The 19665-nt window shown below is 66.0% G+C and carries 17 protein-coding genes and 1 tRNA gene; 6 read left to right on the top strand and 12 right to left on the bottom strand.

Annotated features, from left to right (window positions below; all coding sequences use genetic code 11):
* Positions 1-6: 6 nt before the first annotated feature.
* Positions 7-297, bottom strand: a complete 291-nt coding sequence (locus V6M48_RS03325; protein WP_332811104.1) for a hypothetical protein — start codon at positions 295-297, stop codon at positions 7-9.
* A 135-nt stretch (positions 298-432) separates the two neighbouring features.
* Here V6M48_RS03325 and V6M48_RS03320 point away from each other — a divergent pair, with 135 nt between their 5' ends.
* On the top strand, positions 433-1323 hold the full coding sequence (locus V6M48_RS03320) for an aldose 1-epimerase (RefSeq protein ID WP_332811103.1): 891 nt from the start codon (positions 433-435) through the stop codon (positions 1321-1323).
* Positions 1324-1359: 36 nt separating this feature from the next.
* Here the strand turns inward: V6M48_RS03320 and V6M48_RS03315 are convergent, their stop codons facing one another.
* The 3 genes from V6M48_RS03315 to V6M48_RS03305 all read right to left on the bottom strand — a co-directional run bounded on the left by V6M48_RS03315 (position 1360) and on the right by V6M48_RS03305 (position 5391).
* On the bottom strand, positions 1360-3756 hold the full coding sequence (locus V6M48_RS03315) for an EAL domain-containing protein (protein WP_332811102.1): 2397 nt from the start codon (positions 3754-3756) through the stop codon (positions 1360-1362).
* A 176-nt stretch (positions 3757-3932) separates the two neighbouring features.
* Positions 3933-5120 (bottom strand): aromatic ring-hydroxylating oxygenase subunit alpha, encoded by a 1188-nt coding sequence (locus V6M48_RS03310; RefSeq protein WP_332811101.1) that lies wholly within the window; start codon positions 5118-5120, stop codon positions 3933-3935.
* A gap of 194 nt (positions 5121-5314) precedes the next feature.
* Positions 5315-5391 (bottom strand) — tRNA-Arg (locus tag V6M48_RS03305).
* Positions 5392-5472: 81 nt separating this feature from the next.
* On the opposite strand from V6M48_RS03305, the gene V6M48_RS03300 reads away from it, so the two are divergent.
* Complete coding sequence (locus V6M48_RS03300; RefSeq protein WP_332811100.1) at positions 5473-5997, top strand: hypothetical protein; 525 nt, start codon at positions 5473-5475, stop codon at positions 5995-5997.
* Here V6M48_RS03300 and V6M48_RS03295 read toward each other — a convergent pair.
* Genes V6M48_RS03295 through hemB form a run of 3 tightly spaced genes read right to left on the bottom strand, consistent with a single transcriptional unit; the run spans position 5975 to position 9798 of the window.
* On the bottom strand, positions 5975-6529 hold the full coding sequence (locus tag V6M48_RS03295; RefSeq protein ID WP_332811099.1) for a gamma carbonic anhydrase family protein: 555 nt from the start codon (positions 6527-6529) through the stop codon (positions 5975-5977). The genes V6M48_RS03300 and V6M48_RS03295 overlap by 23 nt on opposite strands.
* A 19-nt stretch (positions 6530-6548) precedes the next feature.
* Positions 6549-8810, bottom strand: a complete 2262-nt coding sequence (locus V6M48_RS03290; protein ID WP_332811098.1) for a spermidine synthase — start codon at positions 8808-8810, stop codon at positions 6549-6551.
* The gene (gene hemB, locus V6M48_RS03285; RefSeq protein ID WP_332811097.1) at positions 8803-9798 is read right to left on the bottom strand and encodes a porphobilinogen synthase; all 996 of its coding nucleotides are present in this window, start codon (positions 9796-9798) and stop codon (positions 8803-8805) included. The genes V6M48_RS03290 and hemB overlap by 8 nt, the downstream gene beginning before the upstream one ends.
* Before the next feature lie 144 nt (positions 9799-9942).
* Between hemB and V6M48_RS03280 the strand changes: the two genes are divergently transcribed.
* Positions 9943-10842: a diacylglycerol/lipid kinase family protein gene (locus tag V6M48_RS03280; protein ID WP_332811096.1), complete on the top strand. Its 900-nt coding sequence runs from the start codon at positions 9943-9945 to the stop codon at positions 10840-10842.
* Between the two features lie 3 nt (positions 10843-10845).
* Here the strand turns inward: V6M48_RS03280 and V6M48_RS03275 are convergent, their stop codons facing one another.
* The 5 genes from V6M48_RS03275 to V6M48_RS03255 form a co-directional block, all read right to left on the bottom strand.
* The gene (locus tag V6M48_RS03275; protein ID WP_332811095.1) at positions 10846-12297 is read right to left on the bottom strand and encodes an MATE family efflux transporter; all 1452 of its coding nucleotides are present in this window, start codon (positions 12295-12297) and stop codon (positions 10846-10848) included.
* Complete coding sequence (locus V6M48_RS03270; RefSeq protein WP_332811094.1) at positions 12297-14960, bottom strand: valine--tRNA ligase; 2664 nt, start codon at positions 14958-14960, stop codon at positions 12297-12299. The genes V6M48_RS03275 and V6M48_RS03270 overlap by 1 nt, the downstream gene beginning before the upstream one ends.
* Before the next feature lie 124 nt (positions 14961-15084).
* Positions 15085-15522, bottom strand: coding sequence for a DUF2497 domain-containing protein (locus V6M48_RS03265; protein WP_332811093.1), 438 nt, complete (start codon positions 15520-15522; stop codon positions 15085-15087).
* 48 nt (positions 15523-15570) lie between these two features.
* On the bottom strand, positions 15571-17007 hold the full coding sequence (locus V6M48_RS03260) for a TolC family outer membrane protein (RefSeq protein WP_332811092.1): 1437 nt from the start codon (positions 17005-17007) through the stop codon (positions 15571-15573).
* A 40-nt stretch (positions 17008-17047) separates the two neighbouring features.
* Positions 17048-17698 (bottom strand): protein-L-isoaspartate O-methyltransferase family protein, encoded by a 651-nt coding sequence (locus V6M48_RS03255; RefSeq protein WP_332811091.1) that lies wholly within the window; start codon positions 17696-17698, stop codon positions 17048-17050.
* Positions 17699-17990: 292 nt separating this feature from the next.
* Here V6M48_RS03255 and V6M48_RS03250 point away from each other — a divergent pair, with 292 nt between their 5' ends.
* The 3 genes from V6M48_RS03250 to V6M48_RS03240 all read left to right on the top strand — a co-directional run.
* Entirely contained in the window at positions 17991-18887 is an 897-nt protein-coding gene (locus tag V6M48_RS03250) for a VOC family protein (protein ID WP_332811090.1), read from the top strand.
* Between the two features lie 78 nt (positions 18888-18965).
* On the top strand, positions 18966-19298 hold the full coding sequence (locus V6M48_RS03245; protein WP_332811089.1) for a non-heme iron oxygenase ferredoxin subunit: 333 nt from the start codon (positions 18966-18968) through the stop codon (positions 19296-19298).
* A 1-nt stretch (position 19299) separates the two neighbouring features.
* Positions 19300-19665: aromatic-ring-hydroxylating dioxygenase subunit beta (locus tag V6M48_RS03240; protein ID WP_332811088.1), on the top strand; the 366-nt coding region annotated here is incomplete at its 3' end.

Below are 19665 nucleotides of genomic sequence, written 5' to 3'. Positions count from 1 at the left end.
GGAAAGTCAGGCCGCGCGAAGTCGGCGCAGGCTGCGATCGCTCTCGGCCGGGGCTTCCTGAGCGCGCGATTGCCGATAGGCTTCGGCGTAGCGCGCGTCGCATGCTGCCTCTTCGGCGGTCTGTGGACGGAAGTAAGCGATGGAAAGCTGGCGGCCGAACACGTCGTCGCCGTTCATCCTGACCTGGGCCCCCGCGTCGGCCGGCAGGCTGTCGCGGACCTCGATCAATTTCTCAATCAGTACATCGAGCGACCTATAGTCCCTTATCTCGACGAACTCTTTTACCTTCCTACTCATCAAACAACCCCTCCCGCACTCGGGCGTTAACTACCTTGCGCCGGAATCGTGAAGCAAGGCCTAACGTGAGTTACCCACAGCGAAATTTCCGATGGCTGAATGAAACGGCGAAAATCGTGGCGTGAAGGCAACAGTATGATTGATCAGCAGCTCGTTCGTCTGGCGACGGACTCATTGGCGCTCTGGCTGGCGCCGGCGATCGGCGGAAGCATCGCCCGCTTCGAAGGTCGCACCGCGGCTGGCGAATGGGCGCCGATCCTGCGCGGCGCCGATGGCCTCCCGGCGAATGCGCTAGACGCCGGCAGCTTTCCGCTGGTGCCCTATTGCAACCGCATCCGGAACGGCCGCTTCACCTTTCGTGGGCGCGAGGTGCGCATCCGGCCGAACATGGCGGGCGATCCCAGCCCGCTCCATGGCGATGGCTGGCAGGCGCCGTGGGAGATAACGCATCAGTCCAGCGACGAAGCGGAGCTGCTTTACCGCCATGCGCCGGGCGAATGGCCGTGGGCCTATGAGGCGCGCCAGCATTTCCGCCTTGATGAGCGGTGCCTCGATCTGCGCCTCAGCTGCCGCAATCTTGCCGACGAAGTGATGCCGTGCGGTCTTGGCCAGCATCCCTATTTCCCATGCTCGTCGTCGACGCGGCTCGACACCAGGGTCATGGAAGTCTGGACGATCGACGATCAGGTGCTTCCGGTCGAGCGGCTGCCGGCGAGGGGCCGCTACGATCTTGTCGACCGGCCGATCTGCGGCCAGCAGCTCGACAATGGCTTCGGCGGCTGGTCCGGCGAAGCGCGCATCCGCAGGCCGGGCGAGCGAGCGGACATCATCCTGTCCTCGCCGGACTCCAGCTATTTCCAGGTCTATTCGCCGGCCGAAGGCGGGTTGTTTGTCGCAGAGCCGGTGACCCACGCCAACGCCGCGCTCAACGAGCCCGAAGAGCTCTGGCCTTCGCTCGGGCTGCGCGTGCTCGCACCGGGCGAGGAGATGGTGCTGAACGCCCGTATCGCGCTGGTCCGCTCGTAACGAAGCGAATGCAGCGGCCAGCCGTAACGCCGGCCCTTATTTGCGTGCGTTGATGCTCCGCGCTGGAAGCAGCGCGGTGACGTCTCGGTCGATCACCACCCGCTCGAAATAAGAGATCGGGCTGGGCCGGCTGATCAGATAGCCTTGCACCTGATCGCAGCCTTCGAGGCGGAGCGCGTCGAGCTGCTCGGCGGTCTCGACGCCTTCGGCGACGACCGGCATGCCGAGCCCGCGGCCAAGCCCGATCACCGATCGAACGATCGCGCGTGCCTGTTTGTTGTCGATCATGTCGCGGATGAAGCTCTGGTCGATCTTGACCTTGTCGAACGGGAAGGTGCGGAAGTAGCTGAGCGAGGAATAGCCGGTGCCGAAATCGTCCATCGAGATCTGGACGCCGAGCTTCTTCAGCCGCTGCAGGATCGCGATCGCGCGCTCCGGCTCCTTGATCAGCAGTCCCTCGGTGATCTCGAGGTCGAGGCGCGAAGGCTCGAGCCCGGTCTCGGCGAGAACCGCCTCGATCTCCTGCGCCAGATCGTCCTGCATGAACTGGATCGGCGACAGATTGACCGAAAGCTTGAGGGGGGGCTTCCATTGCGCCGCCTCCGCGCAGGCCTTGCGCAGCACCCAGGCGCCAAGCTCGACGATGTAACCGCTCTCTTCGGCAAGCGGGATGAAGGTCGCCGGCCCGATGTCACCGAGCTGCCGGTGCCTCCAGCGCAGTAACGCCTCGAAACCGAGCACACGGCCATGTTCGAGATCGACCATCGGCTGATAGTGGATCGAGAGTTCGTCATCGGCGATCGCGCGGCGCAGATCGGAATCGAGCTGCCGCCGCTCGCGCAACGCCTGATCCATCGCGGCCTCGTAGAAACATACCGTGCCGCGGCCCTCGGCCTTGGCGCGGTGGAGCGCAAGATCGGCATATTTGATCAGCTCCGTCGGAGTCTGAGCGTCGGCTGGGAAAACCGCAACGCCGATGCTCGCGCTGATGCGGAGATCCTGCCCGTCGATCGCGAACGCCCGGTCGAGCGAATTCAGCAACCGTTCGGCGAGCGCGCCGGCGTGGCCCGGCTGCGTACCGCCGATCTGGATCACCGCAAATTCGTCGCCGCCGAGGCGGGCTACCAGCCCGGCATCGCCTGCCGTCGCATGCAGGCGCTGCGCGACCGCGACGAGCAATCCGTCGCCTGCCGCATGCCCGTAAATGTCGTTGACCGCCTTGAAGCGGTCGAGATTGATGCACAGCACGGCGACCGGCTCCGCGTCGCTCGCGGCCTTGTCGGCGATCGCAGCAAGACTGCTGGCGAAGACCGAACGATTGGGAAGTCCCGTCAACGCATCGTGGAAGGCGAGGTGCGCGATCCGCGCCGCCGCTTCCTTGCGATCGGTGATGTCGCGCACCACAAGCACGCGCAGATCGGAGCCGCCCCAGTCAAGGTGGCGGAGCAGGACTTCGACGTCGCAGCTCGATCCGTCCGCCCTGAGCAGCCGCGTCTCGATGGCGGCGGGATCGTTGGCAGCCGAAGAAGTTTGCGGTTTGAACTCGGGGAAAAGCTCGGCGAGCCCTTTCCCAGCCATCGCATCCGATGGCATGCCGACAAGGCCAAGGAAGCTTAGATTGGCGTCGATGATCCGTTCGCCGTCGATCACGACCAGCCCCTCGACCGCCGCATTGGCGAACGTGCGCAGGCGATGCGCCTCCTCGGCGGCGTTTCGCGCGAGCTGGCGATCGAGCACGACCACCGCGAAGCTGATCGTCATGATCAAAAGCGCCACCGCCACCACGATCACGGCAAGCGTCGCGCTGCTGATCGCCTCGTCGGGAACCGCGATCCGCGGGTCGGGATAGATCGATGCCGCGCCCATCGCGATGAAATGGAGGCCGCAGATCGCAAGCGTGAACAACAAGGCCGGTCGCCACGTGAATGGCAACGAAAGGCGCCTCTCCATGGCGACTGCGGCCGTGCTGAAGGCGATGCCGACGGCAACCGACATCCAAACGATCGTCTCGTCCCAAACCAGGCGGCCGCCGACGTTCATCGCCGTCATGCCGATATAGTGCATCGTCGCGATGCCGGCACCGATGATGGTGCCGGCCGGCAGCGCCATCCAGCGCGCCGGTCGCGTCGCGACAAACCAGCCCGCGCCGGTGATCAGGATCGCGATCGCGACCGACAGCAATGTGCGGTTGAGATCATATCCGATCGGCAGATTGGGCTGGTAGGCCAGCATCGCGACGAAATGGGTCGACCAGATACCGGTTCCGGCGACGAAGCCGGCGAGCAGCAGCCAGGTCAATTTGCGCGCGCCGCCCATGCGGACGCGCTCGAGAATTGCGAAGGAGGTCAGCGAGGCGAGAAGGCAGATGAAGCCGGCGACGACAACCAGCCCGAGGTCATGCTCATGGACGATACAAGAATAGACACGCAGCATTCGGCATTCCCCCCGTACTGCGGTTAGGGGGCGAGGGTAAAAAGGGCGTAAAAATGATCTGCGGTGTCCCGCGTGCCGAACGAGCGATCATCGAGCGCGAAATTGCGCCGCCGCCCGTCCGGGACAAGCGCGGACAGGCGGCGGAAACGAACCCCTAAATCAGGGGCGAGCAGAAATCAGGCGTTCCCGCGCTCGAAGCCCATGATCTCGCGATAATATTCCCAGCGCGGGAGCTGACCGGTCTCGTCGTTCTGCGTCATCTCGGTCGGGATCTCGTTCGCGTCCTTGACCCCCTTCTGGAAGGTCGCGACTCCCGGCGTCTTGTTGCCGATGTGCATGCGATGGAAGATCGAGGCATCCTCCATGCTGATCAGCCCGCACGGGCCGAGCAGGTTCGAGCTCTGCCGCAGGCGGTGGTTCACCATCTCCTCGTCGTCGTCGGCATGCGCGAAATATGCATAATGGACCTCGACCTTCTCGAGCCCAAGCGCGGTGGCGAACCGGAGATTGATCACATCGAGGTGCTTGGTCGCGACAAAGGTCGGGAACATGTTGACCAGCCGCGACCCGATAGCGTGGCTGCTGCCCCTGTATTCGATCAGCGACGGGTCCTTGAGCACGGTCTGCTGGCTCGCCACCGACAGGCCGGCCTCGAAGCCAATATGGCCGCGCTTGGTCGCCGTATATTGGCGACCGCTCGCGCCCTGCCAATTGAGCAGGCTGAACGCCTGGTGGAGCAATGGCGCATGATAGCCGTCGTTGTCGGTATAGGCCTTCCAATTGGTGTCGTAGCGCACCTTCTGGTAGCCGAGCAGCTTCAGGCGTCCGTCGCCGCCCATCAAGGTCGCGAGCGTCGGCTTGAGGTCGCCGATGAATTCGTCGAGCGACTCGGTGTCGGGCGACATCGTGATGAAGATCAGGCCGAGGTACATTTCCATCCGCGGCTGGGCGAGCGGATAATCCTTGCGGTCGAAGCCGGGCGAGAACTCACGCTCGTTCGAGCAGCCGATCAGCTTGCCCTCGGTGCTGAACAGCCAGCGGTGATAGGGGCACTCGAACTCCTTCTTGTTGCCCATCGGCGCGGTCTCGACCTGGTTCCCGCGGTGCGAGCAGCTATTGTAGAACACCCGCACCACGCCATCCTGACCGCGCGCGAGCAGCAACGGAACGCCGGCGTGGTTGATGGTCTTGTAATCGCCCGGATTCGGGACTTCGCTCTCATGCGCGATCGCGTGCCATTCGGGGCCGTGGAAGATGCGCTCGAGCTCGGCCTGCCAGATATCCTCGCGGGTGAAGGCCTCCTTGGGCACCTGGTTGCCGGCGTGCGGCCAAAGAAGTTGCGGGCTTTGCGGGCTCGTTGCCATGATCCGGTCTCCTAAATTGCCTCTCGTTCCTCGAACGATGAAGGCACTAAACTCTGCGCCCTGTTAGAGACAGAATGAGGAAGACGCCAGATGGTTGCCTTGCTCCGGCTCCGATCATGCGCGCGTGCACCGCATCCACTTTGGTGTGTCCGCGCGTTCGACGGTCCGGCTCATCGAAGCCTGGCGAAAAATTTTGGCGCGCCCGGAAGGATTCGAACCTCCGGCCCCCAGATTCGTAGTCTGGTGCTCTATCCAGCTGAGCTACGGGCGCGCGGAAGGCTGCGACATAAGCGGTAGGTCTGCGGGGCGCAACCCCGTTGCGAGGGCCGTTGCGCGCGCATAGGAGATCAGGATGCTTATTCCCAAACGGCCGATGCTGGCGCTGCTCCTCTCCCCTGCCCTGCTCGGCGGCTGCGCGCCATCGGGATCCTTCCCCTCGCTGGCGCCGCGCGCGGCAGAGCGGGCCGCAGCCACCCCTGCGCAGGGCGATCAAGCCGCCGCCGAGCCCGCGCCGCCTGCCGCCGATGCAGCGCTTACGGCGCGGCTCAGCCGGCTTGTCGCCGACGCGCGCCAGGGCCAGCAGGCGTTCGGTGCCGCGCTCGTTTCGGCCGAAGGCGCCATCGCGCGCGCCGGAGCGCCACGGTCCGAGAGCTGGATCGAGGCGCAGCTGGCACTGTCTCGGCTCGAGGCGGCGCGCTCGCCCAGCGTCACGGCGCAAGGCGACCTCGACGCGCTGGTGCGCGAGCGCAACGGCAGCGGCGCGCCACCGACCGAGGCGGATGCGGCAGCAATCACAGCGGCAGCCGAGCAGATCAGAGCGTTGGTCGCTGCGCAGAATGAGGAATTGGCGCGGCTCAGCGCGCGCCTTGAGGACTAGCCTTATCAATCTCGCCGCGATGTCGCTGGGCGAGATCGACATAGATGGCGATCGCCTGGCGGTGGCCGGCAAGCTCCTCGTCGCTGAGGTCGCGGACATATTTCGCCGGGCGGCCGGCCCAGAGCTGGCGCGCGAGGATCTTCTTGCCGGGGGTGAGCATCGCACCGGCGGCGAGCATCGAATCGCTTTCCATCTCGCAGCCGTCCATCACGATCGCGCCAAGCCCGACGAACGCCCGGTCGCGCAGGATGCAGCCGTGGATCATCGCCATATGGCCGATCAGCACATCGTCGCCGATCACGGTCGGATGTCCCGCCCTTCCCTCCGGCTTCGGGCTGTCGACATGGATGACGCTGCCGTCCTGGATGTTGCTGCGGGCGCCGATGCTAATCAGATTGAGGTCGCCGCGCACCACGCAGCCGTACCAGATGCTCGCCTGCGGCCCGATCTCGACATTGCCGATCACCTGCGCATTGGGCGCGACGAAGGCGCTCGGGTCGACCCGCGGACTGATTCCACCAAAGCTCAGCATCATTCCTCCTCGATTAGGGTCAGCGGCCAAACGGTGCCAGCCCCTCCCGCTTGAGCAGGGGCAGGATCGTCGCATAATCGTCGCTCCAGCCCGCGAAGCCCCGGCGCGGCGCGAGCTCAAACCAAAACGTCCCGGGCGGGCCGGCGGAGACCATTCGGTCGATCGCCGCGCCGTCGCGCGACATCGCGATCCACGTCGAGGCAGTCGCGAGCCGCTGCGCCTCGGCGTCGCTCGGCTGGTAGTCGAGCTGCAGCGCCGTCCAGCCGCCCGCTCGGGCGGCGGCGGCGACGACCGGCGCGAGATCGATGTAGCGGTTGGAGATGTGGACCAGCAGCAGCCCGCCCGGCTGCAGCGCCCGGGCGTAGATCGCGAATGCTTCGCGCGTCAGCAGATGCATCGGCACGGCATCCGAGGAAAAAGCGTCGAGCGCGAGGATGTCGAGCTTCGCCGGCGGCTGGCGCGCGAGGCTGAGCCGCGCATCGCCAAGCACGATGCGCGCGCGCGGCGCGCAGCTCGGCACGAAACTGAAGTGACCGCTCCTGGTCGCGATCTGGACCATTTTCGGATCGATCTCGAAGAAGCTCCACTGCTGCCCCGGCACCGCATAGCAAGCCAAGGTGCCCGTCCCGAGCCCGACCACGCCGATGCGCGCATCCGGGCCGTACAAGGTCATCCCGGAGCGCATCACCACTCCGACCCCCGAGCGCGGCGCATAATAAGTGGTCGGCTCCAGCCGCAACGCCGGGCTGAGATGCTGCATCCCGTGCATCGTCGTGCCGTGGGTCAGCACCGTCGCCGTCTTTTCGTGATTGCGGGTGATCTCGTAGATGCCAAAATAGCTGCGCGTGCGCGTGTCCCAATCGAGCGTCACCTCCAGCTTCCACCAGCCGCCATAACCCAGCATCAAGGCCGCAAGGCACAAGGTGTAGACCAGGCGCCGGCCGATGCTGAACACCGCGAGCAGGCCGATCGCGATGCTCGCGGCGAGTTCGGCGTCGTCCGAGAGGAAGGCGCGCGGCCCGTTCATCGCAACCGACAGCGCAATCGCCACGGCGGGAATGATGAAGCCGAGCCAGCGTCCCGCCCGCGACTCCCAGATGCGCTCGAACCAGGGCAACAGCGGCACCTGCGGGATGAGCATGGCGGCAGCCAGGATCAGCAGCGGATGCTCGTACGCCCAGTCGAAAATCGCGGGCGCGATCAAAGCGCAGAAGATGCCGCCGAGCATCCCGCCCACCGCCATGGCCAGATAGAAGAAGGTCAGCCGATCGGCAGCCGGACGCAGCCGGTACATCTCGCCGTGCAAGGTGACCGCGACCACGAACAGCAGGCTGAGCCCCAAAGTCGCCGAGAACAAAGGATGTTGCGAGCCGCTGGCGAAGGCGAGGCCGCCGCTGATCAGGATGATCAGCGGCGCGATCTGGGTGATGAACAGGGCGATCCCGCGCCGCTCCGCGAATGCGACGACGAAGCTCAGCAGATAGAGGCCGAGCGGAAGCACCCACAGCAAGGGCACGGCGACGATGTCGGTGGTGAGATGGGTGGTGGTGGAAAGCATCAGCCCGGACGGGACCGCCGCCAACGCGACCCAGGCGGCGATGCGGCGCCGGCTCGGCGGGGCGCTCCGCTGCGAGGCAGCCGTGACGGTCGGCCTGGTGTCGGCCGGCCGCCCCTTGGTGACGAGCGCGCAGCCCGCCACCAGCAGGATGAGCAAAGCATAGCCACCTGTCCACAGCAGGCTCTGGCCGTGCAAGGTCAGCAGCGGCTCGACGATCGCCGGATAGGAGATCAGCCCGGCGAAGCTGCCGAGGTTCGACGCCGCGTAGAGCGGATAGGGCTCGCCTCGTGCGCTTTCGAGCGCATACCAGCGCTGCATCAGCGGCGCCTGGGCCGCAACGACCAGGAACAACGGACCGATCGAGCTCAGCAGCAGCCAGGGCACCCACAGCGCCGGCGACGCCTCGGGCGGGAGCAGCATCGGGCGAAGCCCGATCGGCAGCCACAGCGCGGTGATGGCGAACAAGGCAAGGTGCAGCCCCGCCTGGCGACGCGGCTCGAGACGCGCCAGCCAATGCGCATAGGCATAGCCGCCGAGCAGCAGCGCCTGATAGACCAGCATGGCGCTGTTCCACACCGCCGGCGCACCGCCGACCCGCGGCAGCGCCATCCGGGCGATCATCGGCTGGGTCAGGAACAGCAGGAACGAGCCGAGGACGATCGTCCCGACGAACAGCGGCTTGGCAAATCGTTCGCGGGCAGCGGCGGCCGCGGCTTCAGGCACTCAGCAACCGCGCGGCGAGCGGAGCATGATAGGTCAATATGCCCGAACATCCCGCCCGCTTGAACGCCAGCAATGTCTCGAGCACCAGCGCGTCGCGCTCGCCGGCGCCAGCCGCGGCCGCCGCCTCGATCATCGCATATTCGCCCGAGACCTGGTACGCGAACACAGGCACTTCGAAGCGTTCCTTCACGCGCCGCACGATGTCGAGATAGGGCAATCCCGGCTTGACCATCACCCAATCGGCGCCCTCGGCGAGGTCGAGCGCGACCTCGCGAAGCGCCTCGTCGGAATTGGCGGGATCCATCTGATAGCTGCGCTTGTCGCCCTTGAGCAGGCCGCGCGATCCGACGGCATCGCGGAACGGGCCGTAGAAGGCGCTCGCATATTTGGCGGCATAGGCCATGATCCGCACATTGACATGGCCCTCGCGCTCGAGCGCATCACGGATCGCGGCGACCCGCCCGTCCATCATGTCGGACGGTGCGATGACGTCGCTTCCGGCGCGCGCCTGGACCAAAGCCTGCTCGACCAGCAACGCGCTGGTCGCGTCGTTGAGGACGTAGCCGGCGGCGTCGACGATGCCGTCATGGCCGTGGCTGGTGTAGGGATCGAGCGCGACGTCGGTGAGGATGCCGATCTCCGGCACCGCATCCTTCACCGCCCTGATCGCGCGGCACATCAGATTGTCGGGATTGAGCGCCTCGCGGCCATCGTCGCTGCGCAGCGCAGGCGGCGTGTTGGGAAACAGGGCGATGCACGGAATGGCGAGCGCATGCGCCTCGCGCGCCCGCTCGACGAGCAGGTCGACCGACCAGCGCGAAACGCCAGGCAGCGAGGCGATCGGCTCCGCGACCCGCTCTCCCTCGGTGACGAACAACGGCCAGATCAGATCGGACGGCGTCAGGGCCGTCTCCGCGACGAGCGCCCGCGACCAGGCCGCGGCGCGGCCTCGGCGCATGCGGAGCGATGGAAAGGAAGCATGGCTCATAGCGGATCGGCTCTAGAGCTTGATCCTCTGAGGTGGAAGCGCTTTGCGCTTCCGCCGAAGGCGTGAAGCAGGCTCCCTTCATATGGTTGAGGCCTTATGGAAACGGACCATGGACACCTCTGCCCGCTCGCGAGTTGAGCGCGCGTGTATCCGAGTAAACCTGTCCCGCGCGAAGCCGTGCTCGTCGTCAACGCACATTCGCGCAAGGGCCAGGCGCTGTTCCGCGAGGCGCGCGCCAAGATCGAGGCAGCCGGGGTAAAGCTGATCGCCGCGCATGCGGTGAAAGATCCTGCGCAGCTCCACAAGATCGTCCAGGATGCCGTCGCCAGCGGAGCGCCGATGGTGATCGTCGGCGGCGGCGACGGCTCACTCTCCTCGAGCGTCGATTTCCTGGTGGATCGTGACTGCGTGTTCGCCTTGCTGCCGCTCGGCACCGCCAACAGCTTCGCGCGCACGCTCGGCATACCGCTCGAGCTCGACGGCGCGATCGAGACGATCGTCAGCGGCCGGCGGCGGCGGATCGATCTCGGCGTGATCGACGGCGATTATTTCGCCAACACCGCCGCAATGGGATTGTCGCCACTGGTCGGCGACAGCGTGCCGCACAAGCTGAAGAAATATCTCGGCCGCTTCGCCTATCTCGTCTGGGGAGCATGGTGCCTGCTGTGGTTCAGGCCGTTCCGCCTGACCGTCGATGACGGCAGGAGCACCCATGAGGTCGTCGCGCTCGAGGTCCGCATCGCCAACGGGCGCTTCGTCGGCGGAGTCGAAGTCGTTGAGGACGCCACCGTCGACAGCGGCGACATCGTCGTCCAGGCGGTCGTCGGCCACGCCCGCCGAATCCTGATCTGGAACTGGCTCGCGATGCTCGCCAGGCTTCCCACGCGCCGCGAGAACACCAGGGATTTTCGCGGGCGAAAGCTGCGCATCACGACCCATCCGCCGCTGGCGATCTCGATCGACGGCGAAGTCTGCGGCAAGACGCCCGCGACCGTCGAGATCGCCGCGCGGGCGATCGAGGTTGTCGTTCCGGCGGACCTATAAGCGTCAGCCGCGTGGGTTGAATGCGCCGCCTGGCTCGGTGGTCGCCTGCGCAAGCTCGACCCCTTCCTGCTCGTCGATCGGCGCCGGCGCCATCCGGCTGCGCCGCCAGCCGCCGTGAAGATAGAGGCCGATCGCCATCAGCATCGTCGCCACCATGCCGATCGGGAAGCTCAGCCACAATGCGTCGGCGCCGAGCCATTGGTCGGTGGCGAACAGGACTCCGAGCCTCACCGGATACATGGAGATGAACAGGATGATCAGCGGCCCGAGCACCTGCCCGTTCGCGCGCACCGTGCCGAACAGCACCAACGTCACTCCGAAGCAGACGAAGCCCCAGGTCGCGATCAGCTGGATGTGCCGCGCGATCGGCAGCGCCGGGCTGTCGCCGCCGAGGAACAGCTCGAGCGCCGGACGATCCGCGATCGTCAGCAGGACAACCAGGGTCCCGGTCAGCAGCAGGCTGAAGATCACCCCCGAACGCGTGATCCGGGAGACGCGGTCCCAATTGCCGGCGCCGATATTCTGCGCGACCATCGCCGTCACCGCGGCACCGACCGCCATCGCCGGCATCTGCACATAGGTCCACAGCTGCTGCGTCACCGAATATGCGGCGGTGGTGACCACCCCATATTGGTTGACGAAACCGAGCATCATCAGCGCCGAGGATGAGATGACGATCATCTGCAGGCCCATCGGAAGGCCCTTGACGAAGATCATCCGCAGCAGCGGCAATGCCGGCTTGAGCAGGTGCAGGTCACCGCGGCGGAGCCGCAGCGGAAACTTGCGCGCATAGACATAGACCAGCATCGCGACGAGGCTGACGTAATTGGCGATCGCGGTCGCGGTCGCGGATCCCGCGATGCCGAGCTCCGGCGCCGGCCCGAGGCCGAGGATGAAGACCGGGTTGAGGGTCGAATCGAGCAGCACGCTCAACGCCATGAACCACAATGGCGTCAGCGCGTCGCCCGCGCCCCGCAGCGCCATCATCAGCATCACCATCAGCAACGAAGCGGGCATCGAGAGGAAGATCACGCGCATATAGGCCAGCGCGAGCGGCATTGCCCCCTCCGGAGTGGCGAGCAGGCGCAGGATCTCAGGCGCCAGCAGCCAGCCGATGATGGCGAGCAGTGTCGCGATCAACGCGAACGATCCGGTCGCGGTGCCGATCACCTGGCGCGCCGATTCGACGTCGCCGCGCCCGCACGCCTGGCCGATCAGGATCGTCGAGGCCATGCCGAAGCCGAACACGAAGGCCATCAGCATGAACATGATGATGTTGGCGTTGGCGGTCGCGGCAAGCGCCTCCTCGCCGAGGAAGCGGCCCACCCAGATCGCGTTGATCGAACCGTTGAGCGACTGCAGCACGCTCGAGCCGAGCGTCGGCAGCGCGAAGAGCAGCAAGGTGCGGGCGATCGGCCCAGTGGTCAGGTCTTGCCGGCGGGAGCGGCCCGCCATCAGCCGAGCCGCGCCAGCGCGGCCTCGATCCGGTCCGCTTCAGCACTCTTGTCGCGATGATCGTCGCGGGCCTTGGCGACCGCCTCCGGCTTAGCGCGCTCGACGAAGCTCGGATTGCCGAGCCGCTGCGCGAGCGAGTCGCGCTCCTTTTGCGCGGCCTGCAGCGCCTTTTCGAGCCGCCCGCGCTCGGCGGCGATGTCGATCACGCCGTCCAGCGGCAGGATGAAGGTGGCTTCGTCGACGAGGACCTGCGCGGCGCCGCCGGCCGGTGCCTGCTCGGTGCTGATCGCGCCGATCCGCGCCAGCCGCTGCACCGCCGCCTCGTGGCGCTGGAGGCGGGTCGCGGTTTCGGCGCCGCCGTCGCGGACGTGAAGGACCAGCCGCGTGCCGGGCGGAACCCCGAGCTCTGAGCGGGCGGTGCGGATGCCGCCGACCAGCCGGATCAGCCAGTCGATCTCGGCCACCGCATCGGGATCGAGCGCACGCGCGTCGGGCATCGGCCACTTCGCGAGGATCAGATCATAGGGCCGCTTGCCCATCGCATGCCACAATTCCTCGGTGATGAAGGGCATGAACGGGTGGAGCATCACCAATATCTGGTCGAACACCCAGCCGGCGACATTACGCGTCTCGCTTGCCTGCGCGGCGTCCGTCTCCACACCCTCGGCGGGGGTGAGCACCGGCTTGATCAGCTCGAGATACCAGTCGCAGAACCGGTCCCAGACGAAATGGTAGACGATGTTGGCGCTTTCATCGAACCTGAAATCGGCCATCGCGAGGTCGAGCGCCTGGACCGTCCTGACGGTCTCGCCGATCACCCAGCGATTGACCGGCGCTTGCGCCGCGGGGGGTTCGATCGTCTTGCTCGCGCCGATCCCGCCCGATTGGCAGAAGCGCGCCGCATTCCACAGCTTGGTCGCGAAGTTGCGATAGCCCTCGATCCGGCGCTCATCGAGCTTGATGTCGCGGCCCTGGCTCTCCATCGCCGCGAGCGTGAAGCGCAGTGCATCGGCGCCGTAACGGTCAATCAGGCCGATCGGATCGACGGTGTTGCCCTTGGACTTGGACATCTTCTGCCCGTCCTTGTCGCGGACGAGGCCGTGGCAATAGACGGTGCGGAACGGCACATCGTTCATGAAGTGGATGCCCTGCATCATCATCCGGGCGACCCAGAAGAAGATGATGTCGAAGCCCGTGACCAGCACCGAGCCCGGATAATGGCGCTCGAGCTCGGGTGTCCGCTCCGGCCAGCCGAGCGTGCCGAACGGCCACAAGGCCGATGAGAACCAGGTGTCGAGCACGTCGTCGTCGCGGCGCAACGGCACGCCTTCGCCCGCTTGCGCCTGCGCTTCGGCCTCGGTCTCGGCGACGAACACGTTGCCCTTGTCGTCGTACCAGGCGGGGATGCGGTGGCCCCACCACAATTGCCGCGAGACGCACCATGGCTGGATGTTCTCCATCCAGTTGAAATAGGTTTTGGCCCAGGTCTCGGGGACGAAGCGGGTCGCGCCCTCGCGCACCGCCGCGATCGCCGGCTTGGCGAGCGTCGCCGCATCGACATACCATTGGTCGGTCAGCCACGGCTCGATGACGACGCCGGAGCGATCGCCGAACGGAGTCTGGATAACTCTGTCCTCGACCTTCTCGATCAGCCCTTCCGCCTCGAGCAGCGCCTCGACGGCCCTGCGCGCCTCGAAGCGGTCGAGCCCAAGCAGGTCGGCTGGGACAAGCCCGTCAGAGGTCTGGACGACTCGGCCTTCCGCGTCGAGCATGTTGAGCATGTCGGCGGGCCTGAAGCCGGCGCGCTTGCCGACCTCGAAATCGTTGAAATCGTGGCCAGGCGTGATCTTGACCGCGCCCGAGCCAAGCTCCGGATCGGCATGCTCGTCCGCGACGATCGGCACCAGCCGGCCCGTCACCGGCAGGCGCACGTTGGCGCCGATCAGATCCTTGTAGCGCGGATCGTCCGGATGAACCGCGACGGCCATGTCGCCGAGCATCGTCTCGGGCCGCGTCGTCGCCACCGAGATCGACCGGGTGCCGTCGGCGAGAGGATAAGTGATGTGCCAGAATTTTCCCTGGACCTCGCGGGTCTCGACCTCGAGATCGGAGATCGCCGTCTTGAGCTTGGGATCCCAGTTGACCAGCCTCTTGTCGCGGTAGAGCAGGCCCTCGCGATAGAGGGTGACGAACACCTTGATCACCGCCGCCGAAAAGCCCTCGTCCATCGTGAAGCGCTCATGCGCCCAGTCGCAGGACGCGCCGAGGCGCCGCAGCTGGCGCGTGATCTGGCCGCCGGACTGCGCCTTCCACTCCCAGACATGATCGACGAACGCCTCGCGGGGCATGTCGGTGCGCTTGATGCCCTGCCCGTCGAGGTTGCGCTCGACGACCATCTGGGTTGCGATACCGGCATGGTCGGTGCCGACCACCCACAAGGCGTCCTTGCCCCGAAGACGCGCGTGGCGGATCAATATGTCCTGCAGCACATTGTCGAGCGCATGGCCGATGTGGAGGCTGCCGGTGACGTTGGGCGGCGGGATCACGATCGTGAACGGCTCGGCCTGCGGGCGCTCGGGGCGGAACAGCCCCTCCTCCTCCCAATGCGCATACCAGCGCGTCTCGATCGCAGCGGGGTCGAAGGTCTTTGGCAAGTCGGTCATGGCGTGTGCCGCTTAGACGAAGCGCGCGCGGCGGGCCAAGCGCAATCGGCGTTCTGCACGCAGACCGGCCTGACGGCGTATCGAGCCCCCGCGCAAGGCCAGGGCAGACCGGGTTGGAAGCCGCTTAGAAGTTCTTGCCGGTGATGCGCGCGATCTCGCGGGTCACCAGTTCCTCGACCAGTTCGGGAAGATGCTGGTCGAGCCACACCTTGAGCATCGGCCGCAGCATGTCGCGCACCACCGCCTCGAGCGGCCCGTGGGCAACGTTCGGCAGCGTATCGCCATGCTCGTGCACCGCGGCGAGCGCAGCGAGCGCCTGACGGCTGGCGGCAGCCGCGTTCGGCGAAACCAGCTCGTCGCCGCCGTCCGCGGTCAGCGGATCGTCAAGCTCGAGGACGTCCTGGTCGTCCAAATCGTCGTCGCTGTCGATTTCGGCGCCGATTTCCGGATCACCCCGCCGCCGCGAGGGGCGCGTCGACGCGGAGCGATTATCCTCCGCGATCACGCGTTTGATGGAGGCCAATATCTCCTCCATCGACGGGTCCTGGTTAATATCCCCCATAATGAGCGCCTTATCGCTTATTGGAACCTGCCTGTCACGGCCAATGTATCACGGTCTCTTCGCAGGCGGCATCGGTGCCGTTGCCGGTTCAACCGTTCGGGTCGCAACCGGTTGCGGGGTCGGATCGTCGCCCCAGTCCGACATGCGGCGCGAGACCCGCTCGTAATTGGCGATCGGGTTGTACAGCGCGCCGCCGTCGAGGTTGAGATCTTCCATCTCGGCCTGTCCCATCGCGTTGAGCAGGGCGAAGCCCGCGACATAGGCATCATGGCGAGCGCTCACCAGCGCGACCTGGCTGTTGAGCAATTCCTGCTCGGCGTTGAGCACGTCGAGCACGTTGCGCGTGCCGACCCCCTGCTCGGCGCGCGTCCCCTCGAGCGCGAGGCGGTTCGCATCGACCGCGGTCTGGTTCGATCGAATCGCCAGCTGCGCCGCCTGGTAGGTTGAGAAAGCCGCGCGCGTCTGAGCGACGACGCTGCGCTCCACCGCAATGCCCTGTTCGATGAACTGGCTCTGGATCGCCTGCGACTGACGGACGCGCGCACTCACCGACCCGCCCTGGTAGAGCGGGATGCGGGCCTGGAGGCCGACACCGGTGCTGGTCTGGGTGTTGGAGACCCCCGTGCCCCCGAATTGCTCGTCGGCCGAGCCAAGATAATCGACGACGGTGCCGTTCGCGATCGCCGACACCGTCGGCAGCCTCCCGGCGCGCGCGACCGAGACTTCGAGCGCGGCAGCGCGAGTCTGCTGGCTGATCGCCGTCAGATCGGGGTTGCCGGCGAGCGCGACGTCCACCGCCTGCTCGGGCGTTGCGGGCAGCGCTGGAAGCGGCGGCGGCGGTTCGAGCTCGCCGGGCAATTTGCCGACGACGCGGCGATAATTCTCCTCGCTCGCGGTCAATTGCCCCTGGACGATGGCGAGATTGCTGCGCGCGAGCGAAAGCCGCGCTTCGGACTGGGCAACGTCGGTGCGCGTCAGGTCCCCAACCTCGAAGCGGTCGCGGCTGGCCTGCAGATTGGTCTCGAGCACCTTCACCTGGTTGCTGTTCAAGGTGACGATCGCGCGGTCGCGGATCACGTCCATGTAAGCGCCGACCGCTTCGGTGAAGACATCCCCCTCGGTCGCACGCAAATCGGCGCGGCCCGCCGCGACGCGCGCCTGCGCAGCGCCGATCTGGTTGCGTATCGCGCCGCCGGTGAACAAAGGGTAGCTGATGTCAAGGCCGGCGCTGAGATTCTTGCCATTGCCTCCGCCGGTGCGGGTCAGATCCTGGTTGAAGCCGGCGACTCCGAAAAATTGCGGGCGAGCGGCCGCGCGCGCGAGCGCAACGTTCTCGTCCACCGAACGGAGCTGCGCACGCTGCGCGGTGATGACCGGATTGGTGTTGTAGGTCTGGATCAGCGCTTCGCGCAGCGTGTCGGCCTCGGCCGCTCCGCCGATCAGGAATGCGCTCGATCCGGCCGCAGCAAGCCAGCGGCGCCTCATCTTCCTGCTCCGCTGTCTCAAAGGCTGCACTCGACCCCGCTCAGAAACTGAAGGCGCGCGGTTTGAGGAAGCCGGGGACGACCGCGGCGGCGACGTCCGAAAAGGCGGTCATGCCGAAGCCCTCGCCCGCTCGCCGCCCGATCGCGAGCCGCTGAACCCCCTGCTCGACCACTCCGGACGCAAGCCGCCCGCCCTCCGCCAGCTGATCGATTAGGGTGCCGGGAACATGCTCGACGGCGCCATCGATCAGGATCAGATCATAAGGCGCACCCTGCTTGTAGCCTTCGACGAGCGACCCCTCGATCACCGTGACTCCGGAGCCGGCAAGCGCCGCCTTGGCACGCGCCGCAAGCGCTTCATCCTCCTCGACCGCGACGACCGATCCGACGAGCCGTGCAAGCACGGCCGCCGCATAGCCCGTGGCCGCGCCGATCACCATCGTGCGTTCCCCAGGCTGCGGCGCCGCTTCGGTGAGCAATTTGCCGAGCGCCATCGGCGAATTGAGTTGGCGTCCCTCGCCGAGCGGCACCAGCGCATCGGCGTAAGCGATCGAAACTCGCTCGGGCGGAACGAAGCGTTCGCGCGGCACGGATCCCATCGCCGCCAGCACGCGCGGATCATTGACTCCGGTGGTCCGCAATTGGCTCGCGACCATCGCGCGGCGCATCTGCTCAAAATTATGCTCGGACATGTTCTTGAGCCTATTCGCACAACTGTCTTATGGACACAATACAGCAAAGCCGTCCCGCCGCTTTTATCGGCAAGGCTCCGGGACGCCAAGCGCCAAGTGCGCGGACATCATTTCAGCGACCGCCGGCTGACGGCTTTTGGCGCTGTTCCAAGGGTTTGGCGCGGTTAGCTGCCACCGCTGTCGACGTGCAATCCGTTGTCCTGTGGCGGTTGCGGTTGGGGGTGAGTTGGATTAAGGCGCGGGGGTATGGCCGGGCTGGGGTGCCGGGGCAGCTTGAGAGAGGATGAGCGCAATGTCGCAAGTGACCGAACTGGGTTATATGGGTCTGTCCATATCGAACGTTGATGCGTGGAAGGATTATGCCGCCTCGATCGTGGGCATGGAGATTGTTGACGAGGGCGAAGGCGACCGCATTTATCTGCGGATGGACAAGTGGCATCATCGTTTGACCTTGCACATCGATGGCGGCGATGACCTGGCCTATATCGGCTGGCGGGTTGCGGGTCCGAGCGAGTTCAACGAGCTGGTCGAGAAGCTGCGGCTCAACAACCTCGACATTCGCGTGGCCTCCGAGGAGGAGTGCGAGGAGCGCCGGGTGCTGGGTCTGGCCAAGACGGTCGATCCGGGCGGCAACCCGACCGAGATCTTTTATGGCCCGCTGGTCGAGAACTGGCGTGCGTTCCACCCGGGCCGGCCGATGTTCGGCAAGTTCACGACCGGCACGGAAGGCATCGGCCACTGCATCCTGCGCCAGGACGACATTCCGGCGGCGGTGCGCTTTTACGAGCTGCTCGGGCTCACCGGCTCGGTCGAGTACAAGCTTCCGCTTCCCGGCGGCATGACCGCCAAGCCCTATTTCATGCACGTCAACGGTCGCCAGCATTCGGTGGCGTTCGGGCTTGGGCCGATGAAGAAGCGGATCAACCATCTGATGCTCGAATATACCAACCTCGATGACCTGGGGATCGCGCACGACATCATCCGCCAGCGCAAGATCGACGTTGCGCTGCAGCTGGGCAAGCATTCCAACGACGAGGCGTTGACCTTCTACTGCGCCAACCCGTCGGGCTGGCTGTGGGAGCTGGGCTGGGGCGCCAAGAAGGCGGAAGGGCAGCAGGAATATTACAGCCGTGACATTTTCGGCCACGGCAACGAGGCTGCCGGCTACGGGATGGACATCGAGCTCTAACCGAGCGTTGAAGTGTGAGGACGGCAGGTGCCGGGGTCGATCCCCGGCGCCTGCCGCGGATATTGTGAGAAGGATGATATGAGCGAGCTGGTTCGCCTGTGCCGGGTGGATGAGGTGAAGGAGGGCGAGCCGGTGGCTGCCCATGTCGCGGGGCTGCCGCCGTTTGCGGTCTATGATGTCGAGGGCACTTATTATGTCACCGACAACATCTGCACCCACGGCAATGCGATGCTGACCGACGGCTATCAGGACGGCGGCACGATCGAGTGCCCGTTCCATGGCGGTGCGTTCGACATTGCGACCGGGGCCGCGACGGTGTTCCCGTGCCAGATCCCGCTCAAGACCTACAGTGTCGAGGTCGACGACGGCTGGATCGCGATCCGGCTGACCGCGCCCGAAGCGGCCGCCTGAGATGGCAACCGAGACGCTGGCACGGCCGGGCTTGCGCGAAGCTGGAGCGGGCGATCTCCACCGTGAGGTCGAGGATCTGGTGGCGCGTCATGCCGAGCTGATCGACGAGGATCGTCTCGAGGAATGGCCCGAGCTGTTCACCGAGGACTGCGTCTACAAGATCATCGCGCGCGAGAATGTCGACCGCGGCCTGCCGATCTCGGCGATCTTCTGCGACAGCCGCAAGATGCTGGTCGACCGGGTCGTGTCGCTGCGCCAGGCCAACATCTATCCCACTCATCATTATCGCCACATCTTGAGCACCACCCGGCTGGACGCGCCTGAGGGCGGCGCGGAACCTGGCCTGATCAAGGCGCGGACCAACTAT

The organism is Sphingomonas sp. (genome assembly GCF_036677245.1).
Lineage (GTDB): Bacteria > Pseudomonadota > Alphaproteobacteria > Sphingomonadales > Sphingomonadaceae > Allosphingosinicella.
The sequence above is the reverse complement of the archived record's forward strand: the minus strand, read 5'-3'. Positions and strand labels throughout refer to the sequence as shown.

Coding starts and splice junctions, on each gene's coding strand:
- V6M48_RS03325 (WP_332811104.1), bottom strand. CDS start 297: ATGAGTAGGAAGGTAAAAGAGTTCGTCGAGATAAGGGACTATAGGTCG.
- V6M48_RS03320 (WP_332811103.1), top strand. CDS start 433: ATGATTGATCAGCAGCTCGTTCGTCTGGCGACGGACTCATTGGCGCTC.
- V6M48_RS03315 (WP_332811102.1), bottom strand. CDS start 3,756: ATGCTGCGTGTCTATTCTTGTATCGTCCATGAGCATGACCTCGGGCTG.
- V6M48_RS03310 (WP_332811101.1), bottom strand. CDS start 5,120: ATGGCAACGAGCCCGCAAAGCCCGCAACTTCTTTGGCCGCACGCCGGC.
- V6M48_RS03300 (WP_332811100.1), top strand. CDS start 5,473: ATGCTTATTCCCAAACGGCCGATGCTGGCGCTGCTCCTCTCCCCTGCC.
- V6M48_RS03295 (WP_332811099.1), bottom strand. CDS start 6,529: ATGCTGAGCTTTGGTGGAATCAGTCCGCGGGTCGACCCGAGCGCCTTC.
- hemB (WP_332811097.1), bottom strand. CDS start 9,798: ATGAGCCATGCTTCCTTTCCATCGCTCCGCATGCGCCGAGGCCGCGCC.
- V6M48_RS03275 (WP_332811095.1), bottom strand. CDS start 12,297: ATGGCGGGCCGCTCCCGCCGGCAAGACCTGACCACTGGGCCGATCGCC.
- V6M48_RS03270 (WP_332811094.1), bottom strand. CDS start 14,960: ATGACCGACTTGCCAAAGACCTTCGACCCCGCTGCGATCGAGACGCGC.
- V6M48_RS03265 (WP_332811093.1), bottom strand. CDS start 15,522: ATGGGGGATATTAACCAGGACCCGTCGATGGAGGAGATATTGGCCTCC.
- V6M48_RS03260 (WP_332811092.1), bottom strand. CDS start 17,007: ATGAGGCGCCGCTGGCTTGCTGCGGCCGGATCGAGCGCATTCCTGATC.
- V6M48_RS03255 (WP_332811091.1), bottom strand. CDS start 17,698: ATGTCCGAGCATAATTTTGAGCAGATGCGCCGCGCGATGGTCGCGAGC.
- V6M48_RS03250 (WP_332811090.1), top strand. CDS start 17,991: ATGTCGCAAGTGACCGAACTGGGTTATATGGGTCTGTCCATATCGAAC.
- V6M48_RS03245 (WP_332811089.1), top strand. CDS start 18,966: ATGAGCGAGCTGGTTCGCCTGTGCCGGGTGGATGAGGTGAAGGAGGGC.